This is a genomic window from Heyndrickxia sp. FSL K6-6286 (assembly GCF_038630395.1).
GTDB classification, from domain to species: Bacteria; Bacillota; Bacilli; order Bacillales; family Bacillaceae_C; genus Heyndrickxia; species Heyndrickxia oleronia.
Map to the genome: position 1 here is coordinate 780501 of NZ_CP152029.1, position 22954 is coordinate 803454.

Sequence of the window (22954 nt, forward strand, 5' to 3'; positions counted from 1 at the left end):
AATGTTCTAGGGGTCAGATCCTATAATAGAACAGACAAAAAGGAGAAACATATGAATTCAATTGAACAGACAAGAAGGATCGATGCCCTTGATTATTTGAGAGGATTCGCTTTAATTGGAATTATTTTAGTCAATATTCTTGCATTATTGTCAGTGCAAATGCCTGAACCACATACGGCGAATGCTGTCTATCAAAAATGGCTCTATTTATTTGTGGAAACTCGCTTTTTCTCTATCTTTTCCTTTTTATTTGGGGTTGGCTTTTATATTTTTCTATCAAGAGCGATCTCCAAAGGGAAAAATGGCTATGTGCTATTTATACGAAGAATCATCGCATTATTTATTTTTGGATGCATTCATCATATATTTCAGCCGGGAGAAGCGTTAGCTGTCTATGCCATTTGTGGTCTTCTAGTGATGCCATTTTATAAGGTGAAAAAAGAAATAAATCTGATTGTTGGATTGGTTTTATTAATTACTTTTGCGATTCTATCGATTAAAGACCTGATGAGCTTCCCATACATTTTATTGGGACTTGCTGCGGGACAATTTCGTATCTTTGAGAAACTTTCTGAACATAAGCGTTTAATTAACAAGTTTACGTTCGTCATGTTTCTGTTAAGTGTAGTCGGTCTAACCTATCAATACATGCAGAGTCCATTGCGTCCTTTTTATGGCATGATATTAGAAGGAACGGATGACATAAATGTCATTCAGACGAATAAATTTCTCAAAATTGGGATTATGATTGGACCCATTGTGTCCGCTTTTTATGTTGGATTAGTCATTATTCTTGTTAGGGTAGGAATGATAGCTAAACTATTGTCACCCATCAAAAATTTAGGACGCATGGCATTGTCCAATTATATTATGCAAACTACTTTCATATTGTTGGCTAATGTAGTCTTGCATTTAAATAATAAGATTACTTATTTAGAAACTCTTTATCTATGTTTAATCATTCTTGTTTTGCAGCTGATATATAGTACGATTTGGCTTCGCTTCTTTAAGTTTGGTCCACTCGAATGGATATGGAGAATGGTGACTTATTTAAAGAGAATGCCGTTACGAAAAGTGAATTAACCGAATGGGGAATAGGACTTATAATCGTCCTCTTCCTTTGTTTTTACTTACATTGGATCGTTTCAACTAAGTTGATTTTGTTTTTTATCCTTTTTACTTAGGAAGTTACAAATAACTTTGCACATGTTACAAAAAATGGGACAATGGATCCGGTCCATTGTCCCAAAAGTTGTTTCGTATAATTTATGTCATCAGTGAAATAACCATCAACCTGAAAAGCTTTTACTCGTGCCTGCTCATTCTTTTCCGTTTTTTTATTTGTAAAATACACATGAACTTCTTTTCCGGCTTGATGGAGCTCGTTGACAATACTTAAAGTGACATCCGTTGATTCAAGCCCTATGTTAGGGTAAGGAGAAGTTAGTGCCATTTCCAAATCAAATTTACCTTTTCCGAAAAGTAGGGTTAAAGGAACATTAGGTGCTAATCTCTGTATTTTTTCTAAGCTTTGCGGTGAAAAGGATTGAATGGTGACTAACCCTTTGGAAATAAGATGATATTCATTAAGCAGTTCAATTAAGGGTTCCTCCATTTTTAATTCCCTATTGACCAATCTTGTTTCAATATAATAATGTTCGGTATCTGTAAAAGCTTCAATCATTTCCCTAAGAGTGGGGATATCTTCCGTTGTCGTTTTCCCATTGTATCGTCCAATTGTTTGATAGGCTTTTAATTCATCTAAAGTAAGTTCTGAAACTTTCTTTTTTCCATTCGTTGTACGATTAATCGTTTGATCATGCATGATGATTAGTGAACCATCTTTTGTCATGCGTAGATCCATTTCTAACGCATCTACACCATCATCGGCAGCTATTTTATGAGCGGTTATTGTATTTTCATTAAATCGGTCATTTGCTCCTCGATGGGCGAGAATTTTTGGAGTCTGTTTAAAGCTGTGCTCTGTTTTATTTTTTAACGTAGATTCCATCTTGGACGTTGCTGTTTTTTTCGGTATGGTTTCTATAGTTGCCGTTGATACAGACTCTGCTTTTTGACTAGCAAAAGTATAGATAAAGGTTAAAATTAATAGAACACTAGTTAAAGTGAATACGATTTTTTTAAACATATAGCTTTCTCTCATTTCTAGAATGTAAGACTTTTTCAGGAAAATCGGAAATAATGGTTTCGACGTTTTGCTCTAAAAGCTGCTTGATTTCTTCTTCTTTATTCACAGTCCAAACACATATTGGATAGTTTAAGCTTTTGACTAAATTCGAATTGGATAAAACTATATCCTTTGCTATATTCAATGCTGATAATGGTAAGTTTTGTAGATAGTTTGGCTGATTTAGCAATCCATCATTATGTAATAGGAGGGCTATTGTGGCTTCTGGATTGATTTTTTTCATTTTTAATATCGTCGGTAAATAAAAGGATGAGTAAATAACTTTGCGCTGTCCACCGAATTGGCTTACGATGGAGTGTACTTTACTTTCGATTCCTTCGTATTCAAACATATACGTCTTAAATTCGATATTTAGATCGATTGGATAGGGGACTAATAGTTCTAGCACTTCCTTTAATGTTGGTACGCGTTCTTGTGACCATATTCCCTCTTGATAGTTAGGTAAATGAGTAAACTGATTTCCAGCACTAAATTGTTTAATCTCTTCTAATGTTAAATCTTTAATATAGCCTGTTCCATCAGTCGTTCGATCTAGACTTTCGTCATGGATGACGACGATTTCTCCATCTTTTGTCATATGGATATCTAGTTCAATGCCGTCAACTCCATGCTTAATCGCTTGGTGAAATCCAAGTAATGTATTTTCAGGATAGGTTCCCTTGCAGCCTCGGTGTCCATAAACCTTTGTCATAACAATCCATCCTTTCTAGATAAAGAATTGGAAGAGAATAAGGAGCCGGAGAGGGTATATCCCCTTATTCTCTTAAACTGCTATATTTTTTATTTTCCTCTTGCTGCATTTGCTTGTTTAATAGCCGCATTGAACTGTTTCACTGCAGTATCATAGGCTTTATCCACATTTCCACCATTATATACCGTTTCAAGGGCTGTTTCGATAATTTTTCTGCCTTCTGGAATCATATCCATGATGGCTCCCTGAGTAGCGATAGATGGTTTTGTTGACTGTAATTGGTTTACAGTTACTTGTAATTGAGGCATTTTGTTATAGGCTTCTTTGACCATTGGATTTTCATAAGCTTCAGGGTTAATCGCGAAATAGCCTGTGCCAACATGCCACTTTGCTTGTACTTCAGGCGTTTGCAAGTATTTCATGAACTCCCACGCAGCTTGCTGCTCTTCCTTCGGTTTACCATCAATCATCCATAGACTAGCTCCACCGATAACGACACCTTGGCGTTCCTTACTCTCTGGATGTGGAAGGAAGGCAACCCCTACCTCAAATGGAGCATTGTCTATTACATCTCGAGCACTTGCGGATGATTGGACAAACATTGAAACATCTCCAGCTAGAAATCCAGCAACCATATTATCGCCATTTGTCCCATAGTTGGCAAAGGTTCCATCATCAATCATTCGTTTCACCCAATTGAAGACAGCTGTTCCTTCTTCTTTAGAAAAGCCAATTTTAGATGGAGTATCGGAGCGACCATTATCGTTGTTCATTAATAATGCACCTTGATTGGCCATTAGTTCTTCAAATAACCAGCCATATGCTTGTAGGGCAAAACCTTTCATATTTGGATTTGCTTTAGTGATTGATTTTGATATGTTCTCAATTTCTTCAAAGGTTCTTGGAGGATTTTCCGGATCTATACCTGCTTTTATAAACGCATCTTTATTGTAGTACATAACAGGAGTTGATGAGTTAAATGGCATGGAATATAGCTTATTGTCGATCGTGTAATAGTTAAGAATGTTTTGCTCTAATCCACTCATATCATATTTTTCTTTATCAACAAATTTTTGAATTGGAACGATGTTACCGCTGTTGATCATCGATTTTGTTCCAATTTCAAATACTTGAATGATGCTTGGGGCACTTTTTGTACCGGCTACAGTATGAAATTTTGTTAATGCCTCATCATAGGTACCTTGAAATTCTGCATTAACCTGAATCTTATCTTGGGAGTTATTGTAGTCTTCTACAATTTGTTTTAATGTTTCTTGACCAGCTCCACTCATGGAATGCCAAAACGTCACCACTTGTTTTCCATTGTCTGCAGCAGATGATGCGGAGCCCTTTTCTGTCGTATTACAGGCGGTTAGTAAGAATAATAGACCAATCATAAGTATCGAGAGTCGCTTTTTCATTTTCACTTCTCCTTTTGATTAAATATGTAGTGAAGCTTGATTACTTCAATGCACCTTCGGTTAATCCTTTTTGCAGCTTTTTCTGTCCGAGAAATAGAAGAACTAGAGTAGGTATAATCACAATTACTGCCCCAGCCATCATGACACCCCACTCATTTAGCTGCTCCTGGGATTGTAATTGCTTTAAACCGATTTGGACAGTCCGTACGGAATCATTGGTCGTCGATAAAAGTGGCCAAAGATACATATTCCAGGATGATAGAAATCCGTATATTCCTAATGTGATTAGGCTACTTTTGGCAACAGGTAAAACAACCGTGACATAATACTTGAAATTTCCCATCCCAGCAATTTGACTGGCTTCTCTAAGCTCCTTAGGGATTTGTTTGAAATTTTGCCTAAGGAGGAATGTGCCGAAAGCTGTTGCAAAGAAAGGAATCGTTAATCCTTGATAGGTATCAATCCATCCTAAATCACGTATGATATGGAAATTTGGAATAACTGATGCTTCAAAAGGCACCATCATCGTAGCGATAAATAGATAGAATAGAAAATCTCTTCCTTTGAATTCTAGAAAAACAAAGGCATACGCTGCTAAGCTGGATAGAATGATTTGACCAATCATAATAACGATCGACACGATCAAGCTATTTAATAAAAATTGAAATAAAGGAAAACGCTCGAAAGCCTGTGTAAAATTATCTATTATAAGTGTTCTTGGCGCACTGCCTGTTAAGATATCTTGACTGGTCATAAAGCTCATCACTACTGCCAACATTGTAGGAGCAAATAGGATGAATGCTGAAAGTGTCAGTAAAACATAGAAGATTATTTTTTTTCTAAAGGACATGGTCATTGATAATGAACCTTCCTTTCACCAAGCTTAAATTGCAGAGCGGTCATAAGTAGGATCAAAATAAATAATACAACGGCTTGAGCACTTGCTGATCCAAACTGATAATTGACAAATGCCTCACGATAAATGGAATAAACAATTAAATTTGTTTCATTTTGCGGACCGCCATGTGTCAAAATATCAATTTGACCAAATGTTTGAAAAGCATTAATGATCGATACGGTTAAGACAAAAAATAGGGTGGGAGAAAGCATTGGAAGTGTAATTCTCTTTAGCTTATAAAAGTACCCTGCACCCTCAATATCAGCACTTTCATAAAGATAGGAATCGATCGATTGCAGCCCTCCCAAAAGAACGAGAAAAGTAAAGCCTATATTCATCCAAACCGTAGTAACTGAAACAGAAAAAAGTGCCCAAGCTGGATCAGTTAGCCAGCCAATCGATTCGACACCGATTGATTGAAGAAACTGATTGAGTAATCCCATAGTAGGGTTAAATAAATACATCCAAAATACAGATGCAGCTGCTACTGAAATTCCCATTGTTGAGGAGAAAATCGTGCGAAAAAATCCAATTCCCTTTAATTTTTCATTCGCGATAATGGCTAAAAATAAGCTAATCACAATGGTTGCTGGAACGGTATATAGCACAAATAAGAACGTGGATTGGATGCTCTTTAGAAAAATAGGAGACATAAACATATTCAAGTAATTTTCCAATCCGACAAATACTGTAGTTTCACCACTTGCATTTGTTAAGAAAAAACTTAAATAAATCGTTCGGATCATAGGGTAAAATACAAAAATACTAAACAGCAGAATCGATGGTAAAAGAAATAATAGCCCGTGTAAAAAGTTTCTGATTCTTTGTTTCTTTTTTACTTGCTCAACGTACTGTAGATTTAATTCATTTGTCTGAATGGCTACACTAGACATACTCATATTGCTATGACCCCTTGGCTCTTTCCATGGGAAGCTGAGCGAATGAGATTTCCTGTTTCTGTATCAAAGAATAATAGATAGTCTGAAGACAGGTGGATAGGAGCTTTTTGTCCTACTTGAATATTCCATTGTCCAGGCCATTTTGCTGTCCATAATTCGGTCCCAACATCAAAGGCAATGGTGGTTTCATTTCCTAATTGCTCTACATTTACTACCTCTAAATAATGGGTGGCATTTTCTGTAGTTCCGGGTAAAAGATGCTCTGCACGGATGCCAATCGTAAGTGTTTTATCCTTCGGTAGCCCTTGGGCTATAGCTGGATCTACAGAAATGGAGAGATCATTTTCGATCGTTAGATTTTTTGCTTTCGATGCAAAAATAGCTGTTCCCATATTCATTTTTGGCGACCCAATGAAAGAAGCGACAAACAAATTGGCTGGTTCGTTATAAAGAGTAATCGGCTCTCCAACCTGTTGAATTTTGCCATCATTTAATACCATAATTCGATCGCCCATCGTCATCGCTTCAACTTGATCATGGGTGACATAAATGGTAGTTAAACCAAGCTTTTTTTGTAATCTGCGAATTTGAATCCGCATATTAGCTCGCAGCTTTGCATCCAAATTGGAAAGAGGTTCATCCATTAAGCAAAGTGGTGCTTGACTAACAATCGAACGTGCAAGAGCAACCCTTTGTCTTTGACCACCAGAAAGCTCCTTTGGTTTGCGTTTGAGCATTTCAGTTAGCCCTACCATTTCGGCAGCTTCCTTTAATCTTTTTTGTTGTTCCTGTTTATTGACTTTCTTTGCTTTGAGACCGAAGAGGATATTCTGTTCGACCGTTAAATGTGGATATAATGCATAATTTTGAAAGACCATAGATAAATTGCGGTCTTTGGGTGGAAGGTGATTTACTGGTTCATTATTCATTTTTAAAAATCCACCCGAAATTTCCTCAAGTCCTGCAATCATTCGAAGCAAAGTACTTTTCCCTGAACCAGAAGGTCCCACCAGGACAAAAAACTCTCCCTTTTCAATGGATAAATTGATCTCTTTCAAAATGTCCTTCTGCTTATCATAAGACTTCGAAAGATCCAATAACTCAACCTGACTCATCAAACCCCTCCTTGTTATCACCACTGCAAGCCTATTAAAACACAATATCTAAAGGAATAATGCAAATTTACTGACACTTCACAGCGGTTTTACCGAAGATTAATAGAATTAATATGAAATTAATATTAGAGGTTATTTAGGGGGTCTATTTTAGGGGGTCAGACCCCCAGTAGTTTAACGCGGTAAAGAGGTGGGGGTCAGACCCCCTACATTTCATACCCAGCTTCAAAGAGGTTGGATGTTTTGGTGAATTTTTTTAAGTCATTTGGTTGTTTGATGTTGTTAATTTCTGGTTGTTTTACGGTTATTGCTTTAACATCGGCATTACCGAAATTATCTTTAAGTTTTCCTCTAATATACAAAGAGACTCCATTGCAATTAGAATCTAATCGGATATGGGATTGATTATTAAAGTTCTGGATAAAGTGATACATTTCATTGTAGTAAGTTTCTGCTTTTAATTTTTCATCTATCAACCTCACAGAAACACAAATTGGTAAATTCCTTTTCAGTTTTTCATAATTTGGTTTCTCCTGAAATGTTAAATTTTTTTCAGACGCATTATCAATATTAATGAAGGCAAAATGTTCTACTTCCTTCTTTAAGTTTCCAAATGAAGCTGCTACCAATGGTTTTATATAATTGGTAGCCTCTTTATTAATGAGGTTTGTAAAATAAGTATCATATGGCTTGCAGTCTAGTTTCCCTTTTTCCTCATAGTTCATTTCACAATTGACCGAAGATTGATAACGACCTTTATGATCCTTTATATAAATAATAATCAGTGGGGGAGCTTCCTCAGGTTCTTCAGGTATGACTTCGTATTTAGTAATATCAATGGATGTACCATATGTTTCTACAACATAATTAATCAGCTGTGATTCCTTTATTAATTTTTTCTCTTCTTTCGTAAGTTTTTTATCATTCTCCATTTTGGAGATTTCAGTTTTTAATAATTTGTCTTCATCTGAATTGCATCCTGTAGTGATGATAGCAATAAGCATACATAAAAGTATCGAAAATAGTGTTTTTTTCAAAGAGAATCACTCCAAGCATTTAAGATTATATGGTGATCCTTATTTTACCAAAATATCGTCACTTTTCATCTAAAGGAGTAATCATTTATTGATATTGTCAATTGAGGACTCTGGAACAGGGGGTCAGACCCCCTGCCGTTTAACGCGGTAAAGCAGTGGGGGTCTGACCCCACTAATTACCATAGCGAAAATTTGTTTACTAGGTATATGGAACGGGTTACTATGTAACTATGATATAAATTAGTTTGGCACATGAGAGAGGAATTGTGAAATGAGAGCTTGGTTGATTAGGGGATTGTTATCACTGTTGGTGTTAGGGGTGATTATCGTTGTCGTGTGTGTTTTTTCGGAAAAGAGTCAGTCAACTCCTGTAAAAGCCTCCCTTGCTACGGAAACATTTATTCAAAACTATCTACTTAATAAAGAAGGATTCATTCAAACGAATATAACAGATCAAAATAATGTTTATTTATCTGAATCTGTTGGACTTTGGCTTGAGTATTTAATCGAAAAAAATGATTCTATACAATTTAAGCAACAAGTTGCCATACTGGAAAAGAATTTTTTAACGAAGGATCATCTAGTCCCATGGAAAATAGAAGGGACAAAAAAATACCTTGTTAATGCTTCAATCGATGATTTAAGAATAGTCAACAGCTTGTACATAGCGGGGGAAAAATGGAAGACCCCTTTCTATACAAACCTAGCAAAAAAAATGAGTAAAAGTCTTGTTCGCAATCAATCAGTTGATCAATTGATGGTAGATTACATAGATTTAACTAATATGGACGATAAAGGAGAAGTTATTACCCTAAGTTATATCATGCCTGAAAGCTATAAGAGAATGAGTAAAGTTGGAATCCTATCAGATGAAATGTACGAAGAGACAAAAGATGTATTACTTAAAGCACCACGCTCAAAGATAGGGTTTTATCCGAAGGAATACAATATAAAAACAGGGAAATATTCGTATGATCAAAAAGTAAATTTAATTGATCAATTTTATGTTGGTCTTCATGAAGCGCAATGGGGTGGGGATGTCAGCCCTTTACTTCAATTTGCAAAGAAGGCTTTTAAAGAGGGAAATGGAAAAATATATGGACAATATGATAGTGAAACAGCTCAGCCAATCGTACAGTATGAGGCACCAGCAGTTTATGCGCTGGCTATTTTAATGTGTATGGAAATAGATGAAAGAGAATTTGCGAAGCAGCTATATTCCCAAATGCTTACATTACGTCAAAATCAAAAGAAATCACCGTACTATGGTGGCTATATTGATGTTGACTCGAAGGATACTCATTCATTTGATAATTTATTACCAATTATTGCGGAAAGGAGAGGAATGAATGAAAAAGTATTTTGAACAGGAAAAAATTGCTCTCCTTCTAATGGTCATTTTGTTAATTGTCGTACAAATTCCATCCTTTTTATTACTGAAACAAGGAACTGTAGGCTTTCTATTATTAGGATTTTTTGTATTGCTCCTATGTGTGACAATGATGTTAGGTACGGTTAAGGGGCTATATAGCAGCTTCCTATTTATATTTATAGTTGGAACTGCTCTTTTTTATTTAGAAATGACCAATACACCAAAGGTTACTTTTCCTTTACCTCTTTTTTTAGGTTATGGGGTTGCATTAATTATTTGTATCCTGCTAACAGGTCGTGTACATGATATATTTATAAATCAAGGTGAAAAAAATCGTCGATTACAGGAAGAGATAAGACAATTTGTAGCTGTGGATGTTGAGACTGGTTTTGATAATAAATTTAGGATGGAAATGGAAGTACAGGCGGAAATGAAACGAACGGATCGATATGGTGCGGCGTTTACCCTGATTCTATTGCAAATTGATTACTTTGCTAAGTTTAAACAATTATATGGAGAAAAGGAAACGAGTCACTTATTGTCTGAACTGGCAAAAACCATTGAGAAAACGATGAGGATAACAGATAGAAAATTTCGTTATGATCAGGATCGCTTTGCGTTACTTCTCACAAATACAGATGATCATTCTGTTGAGGTGATATATAAAAAACTAGCTGAAACACTTAAAACACATCAATTATTAAATGAAAAATATGTAACATTGTCGTTCCGTTCAGGTCATATCGTCTACGATCAAGAGGTCGCTGTTGCGGATTACCGTGCATTGATTCAGCAAGTAGAAAGTGAGATGGTGTATCGTGAACTATAAACGATTGATGTCCATTTTTGTATTGGCTATGCTAGTGCAGTTAATCGCAATTGTTCCAACCACTCATGCAGAAGAAACACTTCCTAAAATGACATTCATCTATATGACCCAAAATCATCTCCCGAATTCTGATGTTTTATTTTTAGAAGCAACTCTTGCAGCTTTTGCTGAAAAAATTGATTTAGTGGAAGCGAACCAAGTGAACATAAATAAGCTGAAGAAAAGTGATGTCATCGTGTTTATGGGAGAAGAAAAAGGAAAGGTTCCTAGAAATGTGAGGGACGCAATTCAAGCTTTTAAAGGACGAATCATTGCAATTGGTCATAATGTAGAGCAATTGCAGCCGTATAAGCAATGGAAATTTGTAGGTCCCGAATCGATAAGGAAATTAGATAATGATTCTTTAGAAACGATATTATCGATTATTCATGTTATTCCACCAGAGGAGAGTGAAATTCTTTCTGCCGGAGAGAATCTAGGAGAAAGATTTCCGTTTATTGTTAAAAAGGGGAAATTATCATATATTGCCACAACATCTTTTAGAACAGAAACGAAATATTCCGTATCCCAATCCCTTTATAGCTTACTAGACCAGAAACCACCAGATGTTCACCATGCATATATACGTCTTGAGGATATTTCGCCGATCACAGATCCTAAGCTTTTAAAAGAAACAGGTGAGTATTTATCAGAGCATAACATCCCATTTTATATGGCTGTAATCCCTGTTTATGTAAATAGTGAGACGGGTGAATATACAACTCTTGCAAGTAATAAAAAACTTGTTCGGGTGTTAAAAGAGCTTCAAAAGCGTGGAGGGATGATCATTGCTCATGGATATACTCATTCCTACCGTCATGAAGAAACAGGAGAAGGATTTGAATTTTGGGATGCTAAATTAAATCAAAAAATTATTACTAAAAATACAGATGAAACACCGCCAAAAATGAAGAATAGCTTGAATTTTACATCAGAGGAAGAGTATCGAAAATATTTAAACAAGATGAATCGATTGGAAAAAGAATATATAGACGAAAAGCTGACAAATTCAATCGAACATTTAACGCAATTAGGTCTTTATCCCATTGCATTTGAGGCACCACACTATGCAATGAGTCCAAATGGCTATCATGTTACTTCCGAGTATTTTTCTTCTATTTTTGGACAAGTTCAATTGAGTGATGAAAATTGGGAGGTCATGTCCGCTCCACTCTTTGCATCAAAGCCAGCTATCACTTCAGGGATGACACTGTATCCAGAAACGATTGGATTTATTGATCCGACATTAAGCGATCCGTATCAAGAGATGGAGACGAAATTAAAACAGCTTGAGAAAGTACCGGGATCCATGATTGGCGGTTTCTATCATCCTTATATCGGATTGAAATATTTACCCCATATGGTGGAATTAATAGAATCAGTTCCAAATGTCGAATGGCTTAATCTAAGAAAAACAGAGCAAACCGTTCAATCTGATCATGTAAAGATTAAGCAGGAAAAAGACAAACCCATACAGGTAACATCATCAATAAATGGTTATAAGCTCTTTTTTCAAAATATAAAAGAACGTCCTTTTGACCTTGTCTTATGGGTTCTAGCAATCATTGTATCCCTCACCATACTTGTCTTCTTCTTTTACATTTTAGGTCTTAGAGCAAGATTACGAAAAAGACTTTTTGAGGAGAGGAATTAACATGGCTAATCTATTATTCTACATGGCTCTTATTTTAATTTGGGTCATGTTGCTATATCATATGTTCTTAATGCAAGGTGGTTATCGCCACTTTCAGACATATGAAAAAATCATCCCGAAATGGGAGAAAAATATGGTTGATCTCCCAACTGTAAGTGTGTTCATTCCAGCACATAATGAGGAAGTAGTTATCGGGCAGACCTTAAAAGCGATGTCTCGCCTTTACTATCCCAAAGATAAGCTAGAAGTCATCGTAATTAATGACAACTCCTCAGATCGTACAGGAGAAATCGTTCAGGAGTTCGCTGGAAAATATCCTTTTATTCGGATGATAGAAACAAAGCCTCCTAATAGAGGGAAGGGTAAATCATCTGCTTTAAATGAAGCATTATATCAATCTGAAAGCGAGATTATTGCTGTTTATGATGCGGACAATACACCAGAGCGAATGGCCATTTGGTATCTTGTTATGGGACTTGTGAATGATCCTAAATCTGCAGCGATAGTTGGTAAATTTAGAGTAATTAATGCAGCAAAAACATGGTTAACACGATTTATTAATATTGAAACAATCTGTTTTCAATGGATGGCCCAGGGGGGCAGATGGAAATGGTTCAAAGTGGCAACGATACCTGGGACTAACTTTGCCATTCGTCGAAGTATTATTGAAGAGCTTGGAGGCTGGGATGAAAAAGCATTAGCGGAAGATACTGAATTAACGATTCGCGTATATAATTTAGGTTATCATATTCGTTTTTTTCCAGCAGCGATTACTTGGGAGCAAGAGCCAGAAACATTAAAGGTATGGTGGAAGCAACGAACCAGATGGGCACGCGGTAATCAGTATGTCGTGTTAAAATTTCTAAGCCAATTTTTTAAATTAAAGCGAAAAAGAATTATATTTGATTTATTTTATTTTTTCTTCACTTATTTTCTTTTCTTCTTTGGTGTAATTGTATCGAATGTTCTATTCATCATTAATCTATTCTACGATTTACAGCTGACGATTGGAAATGTTTCTTTAGCGTTATGGGTTCTTGCCTTTCTGCTTTTCCTAACAGAAGTCATGATTACACTAAGTATTGAAAAAGCAGAAATGAATCTTAAAAACTTTTTTTATGTCATATTTATGTATTTCACCTATTCGCAAATGTGGATTGTTCTTGTTATATATGCACTTTACCTTGAAATCAAACGTGTGTTATTTCACCAAGAGGTAAAATGGTATAAAACAGAACGGTTCGATCAGAATGGTAAAGGGGGTTCCTTATGAAAAACAATAGAATAATATTTATCACATCATTAATTATTTTCTTCTTATGTATGGGACAGCTGAATAGTGCGGCACAGACCTTGACTGAAATTCCTATACAAGGTATGGAAATAGAAGGTCAAAATAATGTAGGAACACGGCATTCCATAACAAATAGCCCGATTGAGTTAATTGGACCAGAACAAGAGGTTACATTTTATTATGAGAACATTTCAGATGCGAAAGGACAGAATAATCAACTAGTCTTAGATTTCACTCATTCTGAAATGCTGATTTCGCCTTCATCATTAACGTTAAGTGTCGATGGACAAACGATCACATCAAAGCCTTTAAATAGTCAAAATGAAAAGGGCCAGATCATATTTCCACTTACAGGTAATGCTCTTAAAAAAGGTAACCATAGTGTAAAGGTTTCCTACCATGGTGTCATTAAGGAAGGTGTTTGTGTTGATCAAGGAACTTCTGGTAACTGGTTAAATATTGGTATTAATTCATATATCCAACTAAATGGACAAATAAACGATATCAAGCAATCCTTAAAGGATTATCCAGATATTTTTCAAGGCACTTCAACAAATCCAGTATTCATCATACTACCAGATAAGGCATCAATGGAAACATTGAATAGTGGGTTAATGATAGCAACCTATTTAAGGGAGCAATCCTATACAGAGGGTTCAGTTCAAATGGTTCGGGAATCTAATGTAAAAAGTCTTCGAGGAAATGTAATATTCATCGGGGCACAAACGGAATTTTCCACACCATTTATGAAACAAGTAATGGAAAAAGCATCACTACCAACTGATAATCAATCACTCTTGCTTTCTCGTCATAAGCTTGTAAATGGGAAAAATAAAGTGGAAGCATTATTTGTCACAGCAAAAACACCAGGAGAAATTCAGAAGCGGGTAAGTGTACTAACTAATCAGCAATGGATGAAACAATTATCAGGAAATCAAATGTCTATTCAGACGATCCCTAATTGGAAAGAAACAGATAATAATCGTCAAGTTACACTAAAACAATTTGGTATGGGAAATTTTATTTTGGATAGTACGCAAGGGAAAAGTCAGCATTACTTTTACTACTTACCGAAATCTTTACATTCTGGGCAAACATCTACTCTGAAGTTACATTTAAAACGCTCTGAAACGATTTTGCCAATCAATGAGAAAACTGGTAAAACGATAAATGGTGGAGAGGTAGAATTAGTTGTATTCATCAATGATGTTCCTCATTCGGTTGATTTGCGAACATTGAAAAATGCAGAGAATGGTGTATATACCGTGAATATACCGATTGATGCAAAAACAATTAAAGATAATGGCATGATGGATATACAATTTGTTGCGAATGGCTTAAATCAAAAAAACTCTTGTACAAATTCAGACGAAAATCGCTGGATATATATATCCGATGATAGCTCTTTCAACTTCCCATCAAAGGATCAAAAGGATGAAGGGAACAAAACATTCGCAGCCTATCCTCTACCTTTCGGTGGAAAGGATAGTAAAACAACTATTATCTTACCTCAAACGGTAAAAGTAGAGGATCAACAGCTTCTTGCTTTATACCTATCGCTTAGTATGAATGGACAATTACCGCAGATAAGATTAACATCTGCAGATAAAGTAGAAGTGAATGAGCTGAAAAATACGAACGCGATCTTTATTGGAGGACCAGCATTACAACCACTCTTAAACAAAGTAAATGATCAATTAGAGATCACATATAAAGAGAAATCAAAGCCAGACTTAAACAAATATGGTTTTATACCTGAATCAGTTGATTTGTTTAGTTGGATTCAACCAAATCCTTGGAGCCCTAAACAAAATAGTATCCTTGTTTTAGATCACCAAATGTCATCTACACCGTTGATCTCGAAAACATTTCTCGACTATCTAGTAAATACTGATGAAAAATCTACGATTATTGTTCAGTCAAATAATAACCAGCTATTTTCAAACGCATCACAAATAAAAATAAAAGATCAAAAAGAGGCGGAAGAAAAAGGAAAGAAACAAGGCCGCGATTTCTCTATATTGTGGATCATTGAATTTATTGCACTAATCCTCCTTATTGCCTTATTAATTATTATTGTAAGAAAAAGAGCAAAGCGAAAAGAATAGGAAGGGTCAATAATGGGGGGTCAGACCCCCATCGCTTTAAAGCGAAAAAGTAATTTTGTTTCAATATTATTTTGTATCTCTTAAAGATACCAAAATATTTATCTGATAAATCTTTTTATTATAGCCTAAATGTATTACCATTTTCTTATATAAAGAGAGTGTTAATTCAATTAGTAGTTGTTGAAGACGATTTATTTTGTTTGAAAAATCGCTGACAACGAAGATGGGAGTTAAAAAAATGCTAATCAGTAATCCATTATTGGAAGCTTTTAAACAAACAAATTATCAAATTTCCGGACATGGGAAAAGAAATATTCAAGTATTACAAAAGGTACTTATGGACTTAAACGGTGAAATAGATAGTGACCATTATGGAAATGGTGCGATTATTGAAAACTTCCAAATGAAGCTAGCAAATTTTCTCGGCAAAGAAGCAGCTGTATTTTTCCCTAGTGGTACAATGGCTCAGCAAATTGCGTTACGAATATGGTGTGATGAAAAAGGTTCCAATAAAGTGGCTTATCATCCCCTTAGTCATTTAGAGATTCATGAGGAGGATGGCCTAAAGGAATTGCATCATATCGAACCCGTATTACTTGCTGATAAAAGCAGAGTAATTGAATTAGATGATGTAGTGAATATGGAAGGAGATATTTCTTGTTTATTGCTTGAACTACCACAGCGAGAAATTGGTGGGCAGCTACCAGACTATGAAACTTTAGAGCAGATCTCAAACTTTTGCAGGAGTAAAGGAATTAAACTGCATTTAGATGGGGCAAGGCTATTCGAAATTCTTCCGTATTATCAAAAGTCTGCAGAGGAAATATGCGCTTTATTTGATAGTGTGTATGTGTCCTTTTATAAAGGGATTGGTGGGATTGCAGGTGCAATACTAGCGGGTGATAAAGACTTTACCGAGAAATCTAAAGTATGGAAAAGACGCCATGGGGGAGATCTTATCAGCCTTTATCCATATATCATCAGCTCTGATTTTTATTTTGATGAGCGCGTTCATAAAATGGATAGGTACTTTGAGGATGCCAAAGAATTAGCAAGTTATTTTAATCAATGTCATACAATATCAACGCTACCTCTTGAACCGGTTTCAAATATGTTTCATGTTCATATTAATGTTGCAAAAGAGCAACTTGAGCCGCTTCTAATAGCTATCTATCAAGAAACAGGTATCGGTATAACGAGCTACTTAACAGAAATCAATAAGGATTCTTGCTATTTTGAGGTAAGTATTGGTGACCAATTTGCGAAAATACCGAAGGAAGATTTGAAAAAGGTATTTAAAAGCTTGAATGAATTATTGGGGGTCAGACCCCCACTGCTTTAAAGTAGTAGAGTGATAAAATTTAAAAAGAGGAAGTACATTAAAATGACTTCCTCTTTTTTGCAGTTTTAATTAGTAGTTTTTATATAAAGAAGCTCTGTTTAGACATAGGGGAATTTAGACAGTTAAAATATGGTATAGTTCATCAAGTTTTTGTATTTGATAGGTTGGAATGATATTAGTATCATTTGGTAGCATTTCAGGATTGATCCAGCATGAATCAATACCTGATAAATAGCCTCCTTTAATATCTGCACTTAAAGAATCTCCTATAATTATTCCCTTTTCTACAGAGAAATTAGGAATTCGAGCAAAGACATAATCGAAAAACTCCTTCTGTGGTTTTTGGAAACCAATTTCGTCTGATACGAATATTTCCTTAAAAAAAGGATATAAACCAGAATCTTTTAAACGTTTGTGTTGTGTTTCAGAGTCCCCATTCGTAACAATATACAAATCAAAATGATTGTGCAAATGATTAATTAATTCAAAGGCTCCATCAACTAACTGATGTCCTTCTCTAAGGTATTTGCGATATTTGCTTTCCAATAATGCCCCATCAACTTCACGCCCGTATTCTTTAAATAGTCGTGAATGGCGGGTATTCATTACAGTATCACGATCAATTTTGCCCTCCTCGAATAAACGCCAAAGACTTTGATTGATTTTTTTATATTGATCTTTAACTTCAATAGTTAAAGGAAAATCTTGATCTTCAAAGAGCAACCGTAATGCTTCCTCTTCAGCTGCACTAAAATCTAATAAAGTATTATCCACATCAAATAATAAAGTCTGATATTTTCTCATCATTACTTCTCCATTTCTATGTTGATATAGTCACCTTAGCTGCAATAAATACTTAATCTATTTTATTATACATTAGATTTCAGATGGGGTCAGACCCCCACTTCTTTAAAGCGGTGAAGTGGTGGGGGTCTGACCCCCCTATCTAAAGTCATGTTTAAATTCCTTTAAATAGTAATTTTGTAATATTTACAATATTTTTACAAAAATGTATGATTATTTTGCGTGTTATTCTGGTTTTTTAAGGGGGAGGTAGGGAATACACAGGAAGTTTTGTTAGAACGGCAAGAAAGCCTACAATACGAGGAGGAATTTTAATGAAAAAAATTTTATTATCAAGTATTTTGGCTGTTGGTCTTGTAGTATCTTCTGTTCCAAGTGTATTTGCCGCAAGTGATGATATACCCTACTTAAACGATATCTTACAAATGCAGCCAGATGTTACTTCTGATGAGTTATTAGCTGATGTAGAATCTATTGCAAAAGAAACAGGAAATTCGCAGGAAGAAATTTTAGAACAAATTTATCAGGAACTTAAAAATGATGCTGATTTGGCGGAAAATGAAAATCGATTAAGTGGTGGTAGTGGTGGAACGGTAGCTGTAGGTACGAGTACGAAGGGGAATTTTTTCTATACAGATTCACAAACGGCTTATTTAAATCATGGTCATGTTGGATTGTATTATGCTAGCAGTACTATTGTTGAATCTGTACCGAGTGCTGGAGTTCGTAAAATATCTACTTCTAATCGCCTAGTGGATAAAGGTGGAGCTTGTGTAAAATCGGTCACTACTTCTACTGCTAATCGGAATGGTGCAGCGAATTGGGCTTATAGTCAGATAGGACAGAAATATTCTTATAACTTTGCTACTAATCGGTCAACTGGTCATAATGGAGCGAAAAACTGCTCTAAATTAATTTGGTCTGCATATAAATTAAATGGAAACTTAGATCTAGACAAGGATAAGGGATTAGGAGTGTACCCTCGAGATGTTCGCGATGCTCCTGGTACAAAACTAGTTCGTAATATATAAAGACAAAAGGCAATAAGTTAGGAAACGAAACTTATTGCCTTTTTCAAATAAATAGGGGGCTATAATGAAAAAAACAATCATAATACTATTGATTATCATATTTATCGCTTTAGTTGGAGGACTCATTTACTTTTTATTTTTTAATAAAAGCAGTAATCAAACACATATGATTGATAAGGAGAGTATTGAGCAAAAGGATTTCTTAGAGGATAAACAAGCTGTTTTATATTTTTCATCAACGATTGATCAAGATACAGATAATAAAGGGGTAAGTTATGCTGTATTTATTGAGGATAAAGGCAACGCCGTTGGATATAAAATGAAAAGCTTAGAACTAGGGACAATTGCGAAAAATAAGCATGATATTATGCTGGTCGACAAGAACAAAATTCGGCTCGTCGGAGAATCGTATCGAGAGTTTAAGATGAAGCAGGAACAGCATACGGGGGAAAGAACTGGATATTTAGAACAACCAAATTTATATTTTAGTATTTTTAATACGGGTGTAAACAATGAAAGAGGGATAGATGGATACGACTCAAATGTGTTATTTGGGAATAAGAATGGATTTCAGAAAGGAAACATTCCGCATTATATTTTAGCATCTGGTGTGGACAATAATGAGGTCATTCTATTAACGAATGATATTGAGAAGGAATATGAATTTCGAAAGGTCTTGTTTACGAATGATGATTTAAAGGTGCAGGACATTGTCCAGTTAAAAAATGAAGAAGGCTTGGACTATGCAAATTTATCCCCTATTGTAGCTGACGAAAATTATTATTATATTGTTCTTAGTGAATTTATTAATGATACTAATGAGAACACTGTACTTTTCCGGATCAATAAAGAAACATTGGATCAAGAAAAAGTAAATTTGGCTACATATCGAAATAATAATAATTTATATGCAACGGTGCCGTTTAATCCGAAAAATTCTGCTTATGTATATGGTAATGAATTTTACTATATAAATGGACTGGGAGAGGTTTTTTCCTTTGACGCAAAGACGCATAAGGTGAAAATAAAATTTAACATTACAAACGCCTCAAAAGATGGGATAAGGCATAATGAAGGAACCTATTTCGAAGATGGTCAATTGTATGTAATGAGATATAATGAAAAACGAGAAAATCACTATTATATAGAACAATATTCTCTAAACACCGGAGAAAAAATAAAGGAAATTAAGATTAATGGATTAGAAGAAATCCTATCATCAGTAAAAGGAAAAACCATTCATGCTTATGATTTTAAGATGTTAAAGTAGTGGGGGTCAGACCCCCACTACTTTACAGCGGTAATGGAATGGGGACTGTCCCCTCGGTTTGAGGGTGAATTGAACGAGGGTAAATGGTGTTGGGTTCGTCTTTTGTACAAGTAGGATTTGTTGACTTAGAAGGTAAAACATACAATAAACAAGCGAGTGGGGAAGGGGATTATGGCTAATTATTTAGCAATCGATATTGGTGGTACCTTTATTAAATATGCATTCATGGATGATAAAAAGGGCTTGTATGGTCATCAGCAAATAGAAACGAAGGAAAATATCGATGATGCGATTCTTAAACAAATTGAAGCAATCATAGCATCATCACTTCAGCATACATCTATTCATGGTGTAGGAATCAGTACTGCAGGAATTGTTGATCGGGTGAAGGGAGAAATCATCTACGCTGGTCCTACAATTAAGCATTATAGAGGCACTGAATTTAAGCGTAGACTTTTTGAAATTTTTCAGCTCCCTGTGCATGTAGAAAATGATGTAAACGCTGCGCTTCTAGGGGAAATTTGGCAGGGAGCTGCAAAAAAACAAAATCAAGTATATTGTATAACTTTAGGAACTGGGATTGGTGGTGCATATTTTCATCATCACATCATTGATGGCTTTCATCACCAAGCAAATTCTGTCGGATATTTATTATTCGATCCGATGACAAAAACAAATTATGAAATGAGAGCGTCCACTTCTGCTTTAAATAAAAGAATAAAAGAGGAATTTGGTGAAGGAGTATCTACGAAAGAAGTGTTCACTAGAGCTAAACAAGGAGATGTTCTATGTGTCTCCATTATAGAAGATTGGAGCAAGGAAGTAGCCAAGGGTTTAGCACAAATCATTTTATTAATTGATCCTAAGTGCATTTTAATTGGTGGAGGAATCTCTCGCCAAGGTGACTATTTATTACACCATATACAAAAACAACTTCACCTATTTTTACCTGATGATTTTCTGAAAACTGAGCTCAAAACTGCGCAGCTCTACAATGATGCTGCATTATATGGTGCGGTTTATCCGTTTTTTAAAGAGTAATAGGGGGTCTGACCCCCACTCCGTTAAAGCGGTGAAGCAATGCTTCTCCACCAGATTGGTGAGTGTTTCACTAGATTGTCCACATTTAATTAGGGGAATAATTTGTAATTTCTTTTATAAAAAAACTTCATATTTCCACGTTGTAATCTTCAAATTTCACCGTCATCCTCTTTCTATTAAATTTTTTTGTAAAAAAGTCTATTGTTTTGTTGACGTTACTTGAATGTCAAACGATTTTATCCACAAACTAAACAAAATAGGAACGCTTTATAGGAGGTAGCTATGAAAGCAAGTGATGTTCTTGTTCAATGTTTAGAAAATGAAGGGGTAGAATATGTTTTTGGTATTCCAAGGAAAGAAACTTTGGATATCGTTGATTCCTTAGCAAGGTCAACCAAAATCAAATTTATCAATGTACGTCATGAGCAAGGTGCTGCATTTATGGCGGATGTTTACGGGAGATTATCTGGAAAAGCTGGGGCCTGCTTGGCAACCCTGGGACCTGGCGCAACCAATTTATTGACCGGAATCTCTAGTGCAAATCTGGATCATTCTCCTGTTGTTGCATTAACAGGACAAGCTCCTTTTGAAAGACAGCATAGTGAATCTCATCAGTATGTAGACATTGTAAAAATATTTGAGCCTATAACAAAATGGTCCACCCAAATAAAAGAGTCCCAATCCATCCCTACCACCATTAGGAAGGCATTTAATATTGCAAAGATGGCAAAGCCGGGTTCTGTTGTGATTGAGTTTCCTGAGCACTTGGCTACACAGGAGATCCCGAACAAGCCACTACCTGTAAAAATGTTTCCTCCAACCATTCCAATTAATGAGATATTTCAAGATGCATTGGCTGTGATACGAAAATATAAAAAGCCGTTTATTTTAATAGGCAACGGGGTAGTAAGAGAACAAGCCGCAAATGAGCTACTGACGTTTATCGATGCTTTACAATCACCTGCCGCTCATAGTTTTATGGCAAAAGGAGTCTTGGCAAAAAAGCACCCACAAAATTTCTTTACGTTTGGATTTAATGAGCGGGATCTTGTTTTACAAGGAATTGAGGAGGCAGATCTCTTAATTGTCATTGGGTTTGATTTTGTAGAAGCACTTCCAAAGGAGTGGAATAAAAAGAAGCTGCCTGTTCTACATATTGATTCAATGCCTGCAGAAATTAATGAATATTATCCAGTTGAAGTGGAATTAATCGGAAGTATTAAGCACATATTGAAGCAATTCAACCAGTTTAATATCGAAAAAAAGGCATGGGAACCTTTTGGAAACTTACGGGAAAAAATTAAACAATCCTATTACATTGGTAAGAAAATATCTCAAGTCCCTCCTTTATTAACAATTGAAAATATGTTGGCGGTCATTGAGGCACAATGTACGGAGAATACAATTGTTATTTCTGATGTAGGTTCACATAAGTTATCAATTGCTCGAACCTATCAGCCGAAGCAACCGAATCGATTAATTCTTTCAAATGGGCTTGCTTCCATGGGCATTGCAATACCAGGTTCTATTGGAGCGAAATTAGCTTGCCCTAACGATCCCGTCATTTGTATTACGGGGGATGGAGGGGCATTAATGAATATGTCTGAAATTGAAACTGCAAAACGGTTGGGTCTTTCTTTCATCATCATCATTCTTAACGATTCTATATTGAAATTAGAGCAGGTGATGATGAATAAAAAGTTTGGTGAGAGCTTTGGGGTATCCTTTAGAAATCCGGATTTTGTCCAACTTGCAGAAAGTTTCGGTGTGAAAGGGAAAAAAATAACAACTTTCAAGGATTTTGAAGAAAGCTTGAAAAAAGTCATTGAATCGCCAGAGGAGTTATGCTTATTTGATGTTTGCGTAAATAATTAGGACAAGGGGTCAGACCCCCACTTCT

19 protein-coding genes are annotated in these 22954 nt (G+C 35.5%); 11 read left to right on the top strand and 8 right to left on the bottom strand.

Translation table 11 applies throughout. The features are described from left to right. Window positions 1-51: 51 nt before the first annotated feature. Window positions 52-1083 carry a DUF418 domain-containing protein gene (locus tag MHI39_RS04100; RefSeq protein ID WP_342540743.1) on the top strand — a complete coding sequence of 344 codons (1032 nt, stop codon included), beginning with the start codon at window positions 52-54 and terminating at the stop codon, window positions 1081-1083. Window positions 1084-1180: 97 nt separating this feature from the next. On the opposite strand, the gene MHI39_RS04105 is transcribed toward MHI39_RS04100, so the two are convergent. From MHI39_RS04105 to MHI39_RS04135, 7 genes are all read right to left on the bottom strand, one after another. Beyond that, entirely contained in the window at window positions 1181-2149 is a 969-nt protein-coding gene (locus MHI39_RS04105; RefSeq protein WP_342540744.1) for a glycerophosphodiester phosphodiesterase family protein, read from the bottom strand. Next, entirely contained in the window at window positions 2142-2900 is a 759-nt protein-coding gene (locus MHI39_RS04110) for a glycerophosphodiester phosphodiesterase (protein WP_342540745.1), read from the bottom strand. Before MHI39_RS04110 ends, MHI39_RS04105 begins: the two co-directional genes overlap by 8 nt. 89 nt (window positions 2901-2989) lie before the next feature. Beyond that, complete coding sequence (locus MHI39_RS04115) at window positions 2990-4321, bottom strand: ABC transporter substrate-binding protein (RefSeq protein ID WP_342540746.1); 1332 nt, start codon at window positions 4319-4321, stop codon at window positions 2990-2992. A gap of 40 nt (window positions 4322-4361) precedes the next feature. Next, window positions 4362-5177, bottom strand: a complete 816-nt coding sequence (locus MHI39_RS04120) for a carbohydrate ABC transporter permease (protein ID WP_212945511.1) — start codon at window positions 5175-5177, stop codon at window positions 4362-4364. Then, window positions 5174-6112, bottom strand: a complete 939-nt coding sequence (locus MHI39_RS04125; RefSeq protein ID WP_342541420.1) for a sugar ABC transporter permease — start codon at window positions 6110-6112, stop codon at window positions 5174-5176. Before MHI39_RS04125 ends, MHI39_RS04120 begins: the two co-directional genes overlap by 4 nt. Window positions 6113-6114: 2 nt before the next feature. Then, the gene (locus MHI39_RS04130; protein ID WP_342540747.1) at window positions 6115-7233 is read right to left on the bottom strand and encodes an ABC transporter ATP-binding protein; all 1119 of its coding nucleotides are present in this window, start codon (window positions 7231-7233) and stop codon (window positions 6115-6117) included. 206 nt (window positions 7234-7439) lie between these two features. Next, window positions 7440-8270, bottom strand: coding sequence for a hypothetical protein (locus tag MHI39_RS04135; protein WP_259548964.1), 831 nt, complete (start codon window positions 8268-8270; stop codon window positions 7440-7442). Window positions 8271-8541: 271 nt separating this feature from the next. On the opposite strand from MHI39_RS04135, the gene MHI39_RS04140 reads away from it, so the two are divergent. The 6 genes from MHI39_RS04140 to MHI39_RS04165 all read left to right on the top strand — a co-directional run bounded on the left by MHI39_RS04140 (window position 8542) and on the right by MHI39_RS04165 (window position 16908). Further along, the gene (locus MHI39_RS04140; RefSeq protein WP_342540748.1) at window positions 8542-9636 is read left to right on the top strand and encodes a glycosyl hydrolase lipoprotein; all 1095 of its coding nucleotides are present in this window, start codon (window positions 8542-8544) and stop codon (window positions 9634-9636) included. After that, window positions 9620-10471: a diguanylate cyclase gene (locus tag MHI39_RS04145; RefSeq protein ID WP_212945515.1), complete on the top strand. Its 852-nt coding sequence runs from the start codon at window positions 9620-9622 to the stop codon at window positions 10469-10471. Before MHI39_RS04140 ends, MHI39_RS04145 begins: the two co-directional genes overlap by 17 nt. Continuing rightward, window positions 10461-12164 (top strand): DUF2334 domain-containing protein, encoded by a 1704-nt coding sequence (locus MHI39_RS04150; protein WP_342540749.1) that lies wholly within the window; start codon window positions 10461-10463, stop codon window positions 12162-12164. Before MHI39_RS04145 ends, MHI39_RS04150 begins: the two co-directional genes overlap by 11 nt. A 1-nt stretch (window position 12165) precedes the next feature. Then, window positions 12166-13437: a glycosyltransferase gene (locus MHI39_RS04155; RefSeq protein WP_259548970.1), complete on the top strand. Its 1272-nt coding sequence runs from the start codon at window positions 12166-12168 to the stop codon at window positions 13435-13437. After that, a complete protein-coding gene (locus tag MHI39_RS04160) occupies window positions 13434-15566 on the top strand; it encodes a cellulose biosynthesis cyclic di-GMP-binding regulatory protein BcsB (RefSeq protein ID WP_259548972.1) in 2133 nt (710 codons plus the stop codon). Before MHI39_RS04155 ends, MHI39_RS04160 begins: the two co-directional genes overlap by 4 nt. Window positions 15567-15804: 238 nt before the next feature. Further along, the gene (locus MHI39_RS04165) at window positions 15805-16908 is read left to right on the top strand and encodes a beta-eliminating lyase-related protein (protein ID WP_259548973.1); all 1104 of its coding nucleotides are present in this window, start codon (window positions 15805-15807) and stop codon (window positions 16906-16908) included. Window positions 16909-17022: 114 nt separating this feature from the next. Here MHI39_RS04165 and MHI39_RS04170 read toward each other — a convergent pair whose 3' ends face one another. Further along, the gene (locus MHI39_RS04170; protein WP_259548974.1) at window positions 17023-17712 is read right to left on the bottom strand and encodes a YjjG family noncanonical pyrimidine nucleotidase; all 690 of its coding nucleotides are present in this window, start codon (window positions 17710-17712) and stop codon (window positions 17023-17025) included. A gap of 314 nt (window positions 17713-18026) precedes the next feature. Here MHI39_RS04170 and MHI39_RS04175 point away from each other — a divergent pair, with 314 nt between their 5' ends. The 4 genes from MHI39_RS04175 (at window position 18027) to MHI39_RS04190 (ending at window position 22929) form a co-directional block, all read left to right on the top strand. After that, the gene (locus MHI39_RS04175) at window positions 18027-18743 is read left to right on the top strand and encodes a YiiX/YebB-like N1pC/P60 family cysteine hydrolase (RefSeq protein ID WP_078110446.1); all 717 of its coding nucleotides are present in this window, start codon (window positions 18027-18029) and stop codon (window positions 18741-18743) included. 64 nt (window positions 18744-18807) lie between these two features. Continuing rightward, window positions 18808-20013 carry a hypothetical protein gene (locus MHI39_RS04180; protein ID WP_259548975.1) on the top strand — a complete coding sequence of 402 codons (1206 nt, stop codon included), beginning with the start codon at window positions 18808-18810 and terminating at the stop codon, window positions 20011-20013. A gap of 171 nt (window positions 20014-20184) precedes the next feature. Next, window positions 20185-21054 carry an ROK family protein gene (locus MHI39_RS04185; RefSeq protein ID WP_212945521.1) on the top strand — a complete coding sequence of 290 codons (870 nt, stop codon included), beginning with the start codon at window positions 20185-20187 and terminating at the stop codon, window positions 21052-21054. 282 nt (window positions 21055-21336) lie between these two features. Continuing rightward, a complete protein-coding gene (locus MHI39_RS04190) occupies window positions 21337-22929 on the top strand; it encodes an acetolactate synthase large subunit (protein ID WP_342540750.1) in 1593 nt (530 codons plus the stop codon). Window positions 22930-22954: the final 25 nt, after the last annotated feature.

What these genes read in the sequence shown, in the direction of transcription:
- MHI39_RS04105 (WP_342540744.1), bottom strand. Translation starts at nt 2,149, where the DNA reads ATGTTTAAAAAAATCGTATTCACTTTAACTAGTGTTCTATTAATTTTA.
- MHI39_RS04115 (WP_342540746.1), bottom strand. Translation starts at nt 4,321, where the DNA reads ATGAAAAAGCGACTCTCGATACTTATGATTGGTCTATTATTCTTACTA.
- MHI39_RS04155 (WP_259548970.1), top strand. Translation starts at nt 12,166, where the DNA reads ATGGCTAATCTATTATTCTACATGGCTCTTATTTTAATTTGGGTCATG.
- MHI39_RS04125 (WP_342541420.1), bottom strand. Translation starts at nt 6,112, where the DNA reads ATGTCTAGTGTAGCCATTCAGACAAATGAATTAAATCTACAGTACGTT.
- MHI39_RS04160 (WP_259548972.1), top strand. Translation starts at nt 13,434, where the DNA reads ATGAAAAACAATAGAATAATATTTATCACATCATTAATTATTTTCTTC.
- MHI39_RS04100 (WP_342540743.1), top strand. Translation starts at nt 52, where the DNA reads ATGAATTCAATTGAACAGACAAGAAGGATCGATGCCCTTGATTATTTG.
- MHI39_RS04140 (WP_342540748.1), top strand. Translation starts at nt 8,542, where the DNA reads ATGAGAGCTTGGTTGATTAGGGGATTGTTATCACTGTTGGTGTTAGGG.
- MHI39_RS04180 (WP_259548975.1), top strand. Translation starts at nt 18,808, where the DNA reads ATGAAAAAAACAATCATAATACTATTGATTATCATATTTATCGCTTTA.
- MHI39_RS04190 (WP_342540750.1), top strand. Translation starts at nt 21,337, where the DNA reads ATGAAAGCAAGTGATGTTCTTGTTCAATGTTTAGAAAATGAAGGGGTA.
- MHI39_RS04145 (WP_212945515.1), top strand. Translation starts at nt 9,620, where the DNA reads ATGAAAAAGTATTTTGAACAGGAAAAAATTGCTCTCCTTCTAATGGTC.
- MHI39_RS04130 (WP_342540747.1), bottom strand. Translation starts at nt 7,233, where the DNA reads ATGAGTCAGGTTGAGTTATTGGATCTTTCGAAGTCTTATGATAAGCAG.
- MHI39_RS04165 (WP_259548973.1), top strand. Translation starts at nt 15,805, where the DNA reads ATGCTAATCAGTAATCCATTATTGGAAGCTTTTAAACAAACAAATTAT.
- MHI39_RS04120 (WP_212945511.1), bottom strand. Translation starts at nt 5,177, where the DNA reads ATGACCATGTCCTTTAGAAAAAAAATAATCTTCTATGTTTTACTGACA.
- MHI39_RS04175 (WP_078110446.1), top strand. Translation starts at nt 18,027, where the DNA reads ATGAAAAAAATTTTATTATCAAGTATTTTGGCTGTTGGTCTTGTAGTA.
- MHI39_RS04110 (WP_342540745.1), bottom strand. Translation starts at nt 2,900, where the DNA reads ATGACAAAGGTTTATGGACACCGAGGCTGCAAGGGAACCTATCCTGAA.
- MHI39_RS04185 (WP_212945521.1), top strand. Translation starts at nt 20,185, where the DNA reads ATGGCTAATTATTTAGCAATCGATATTGGTGGTACCTTTATTAAATAT.
- MHI39_RS04170 (WP_259548974.1), bottom strand. Translation starts at nt 17,712, where the DNA reads ATGAGAAAATATCAGACTTTATTATTTGATGTGGATAATACTTTATTA.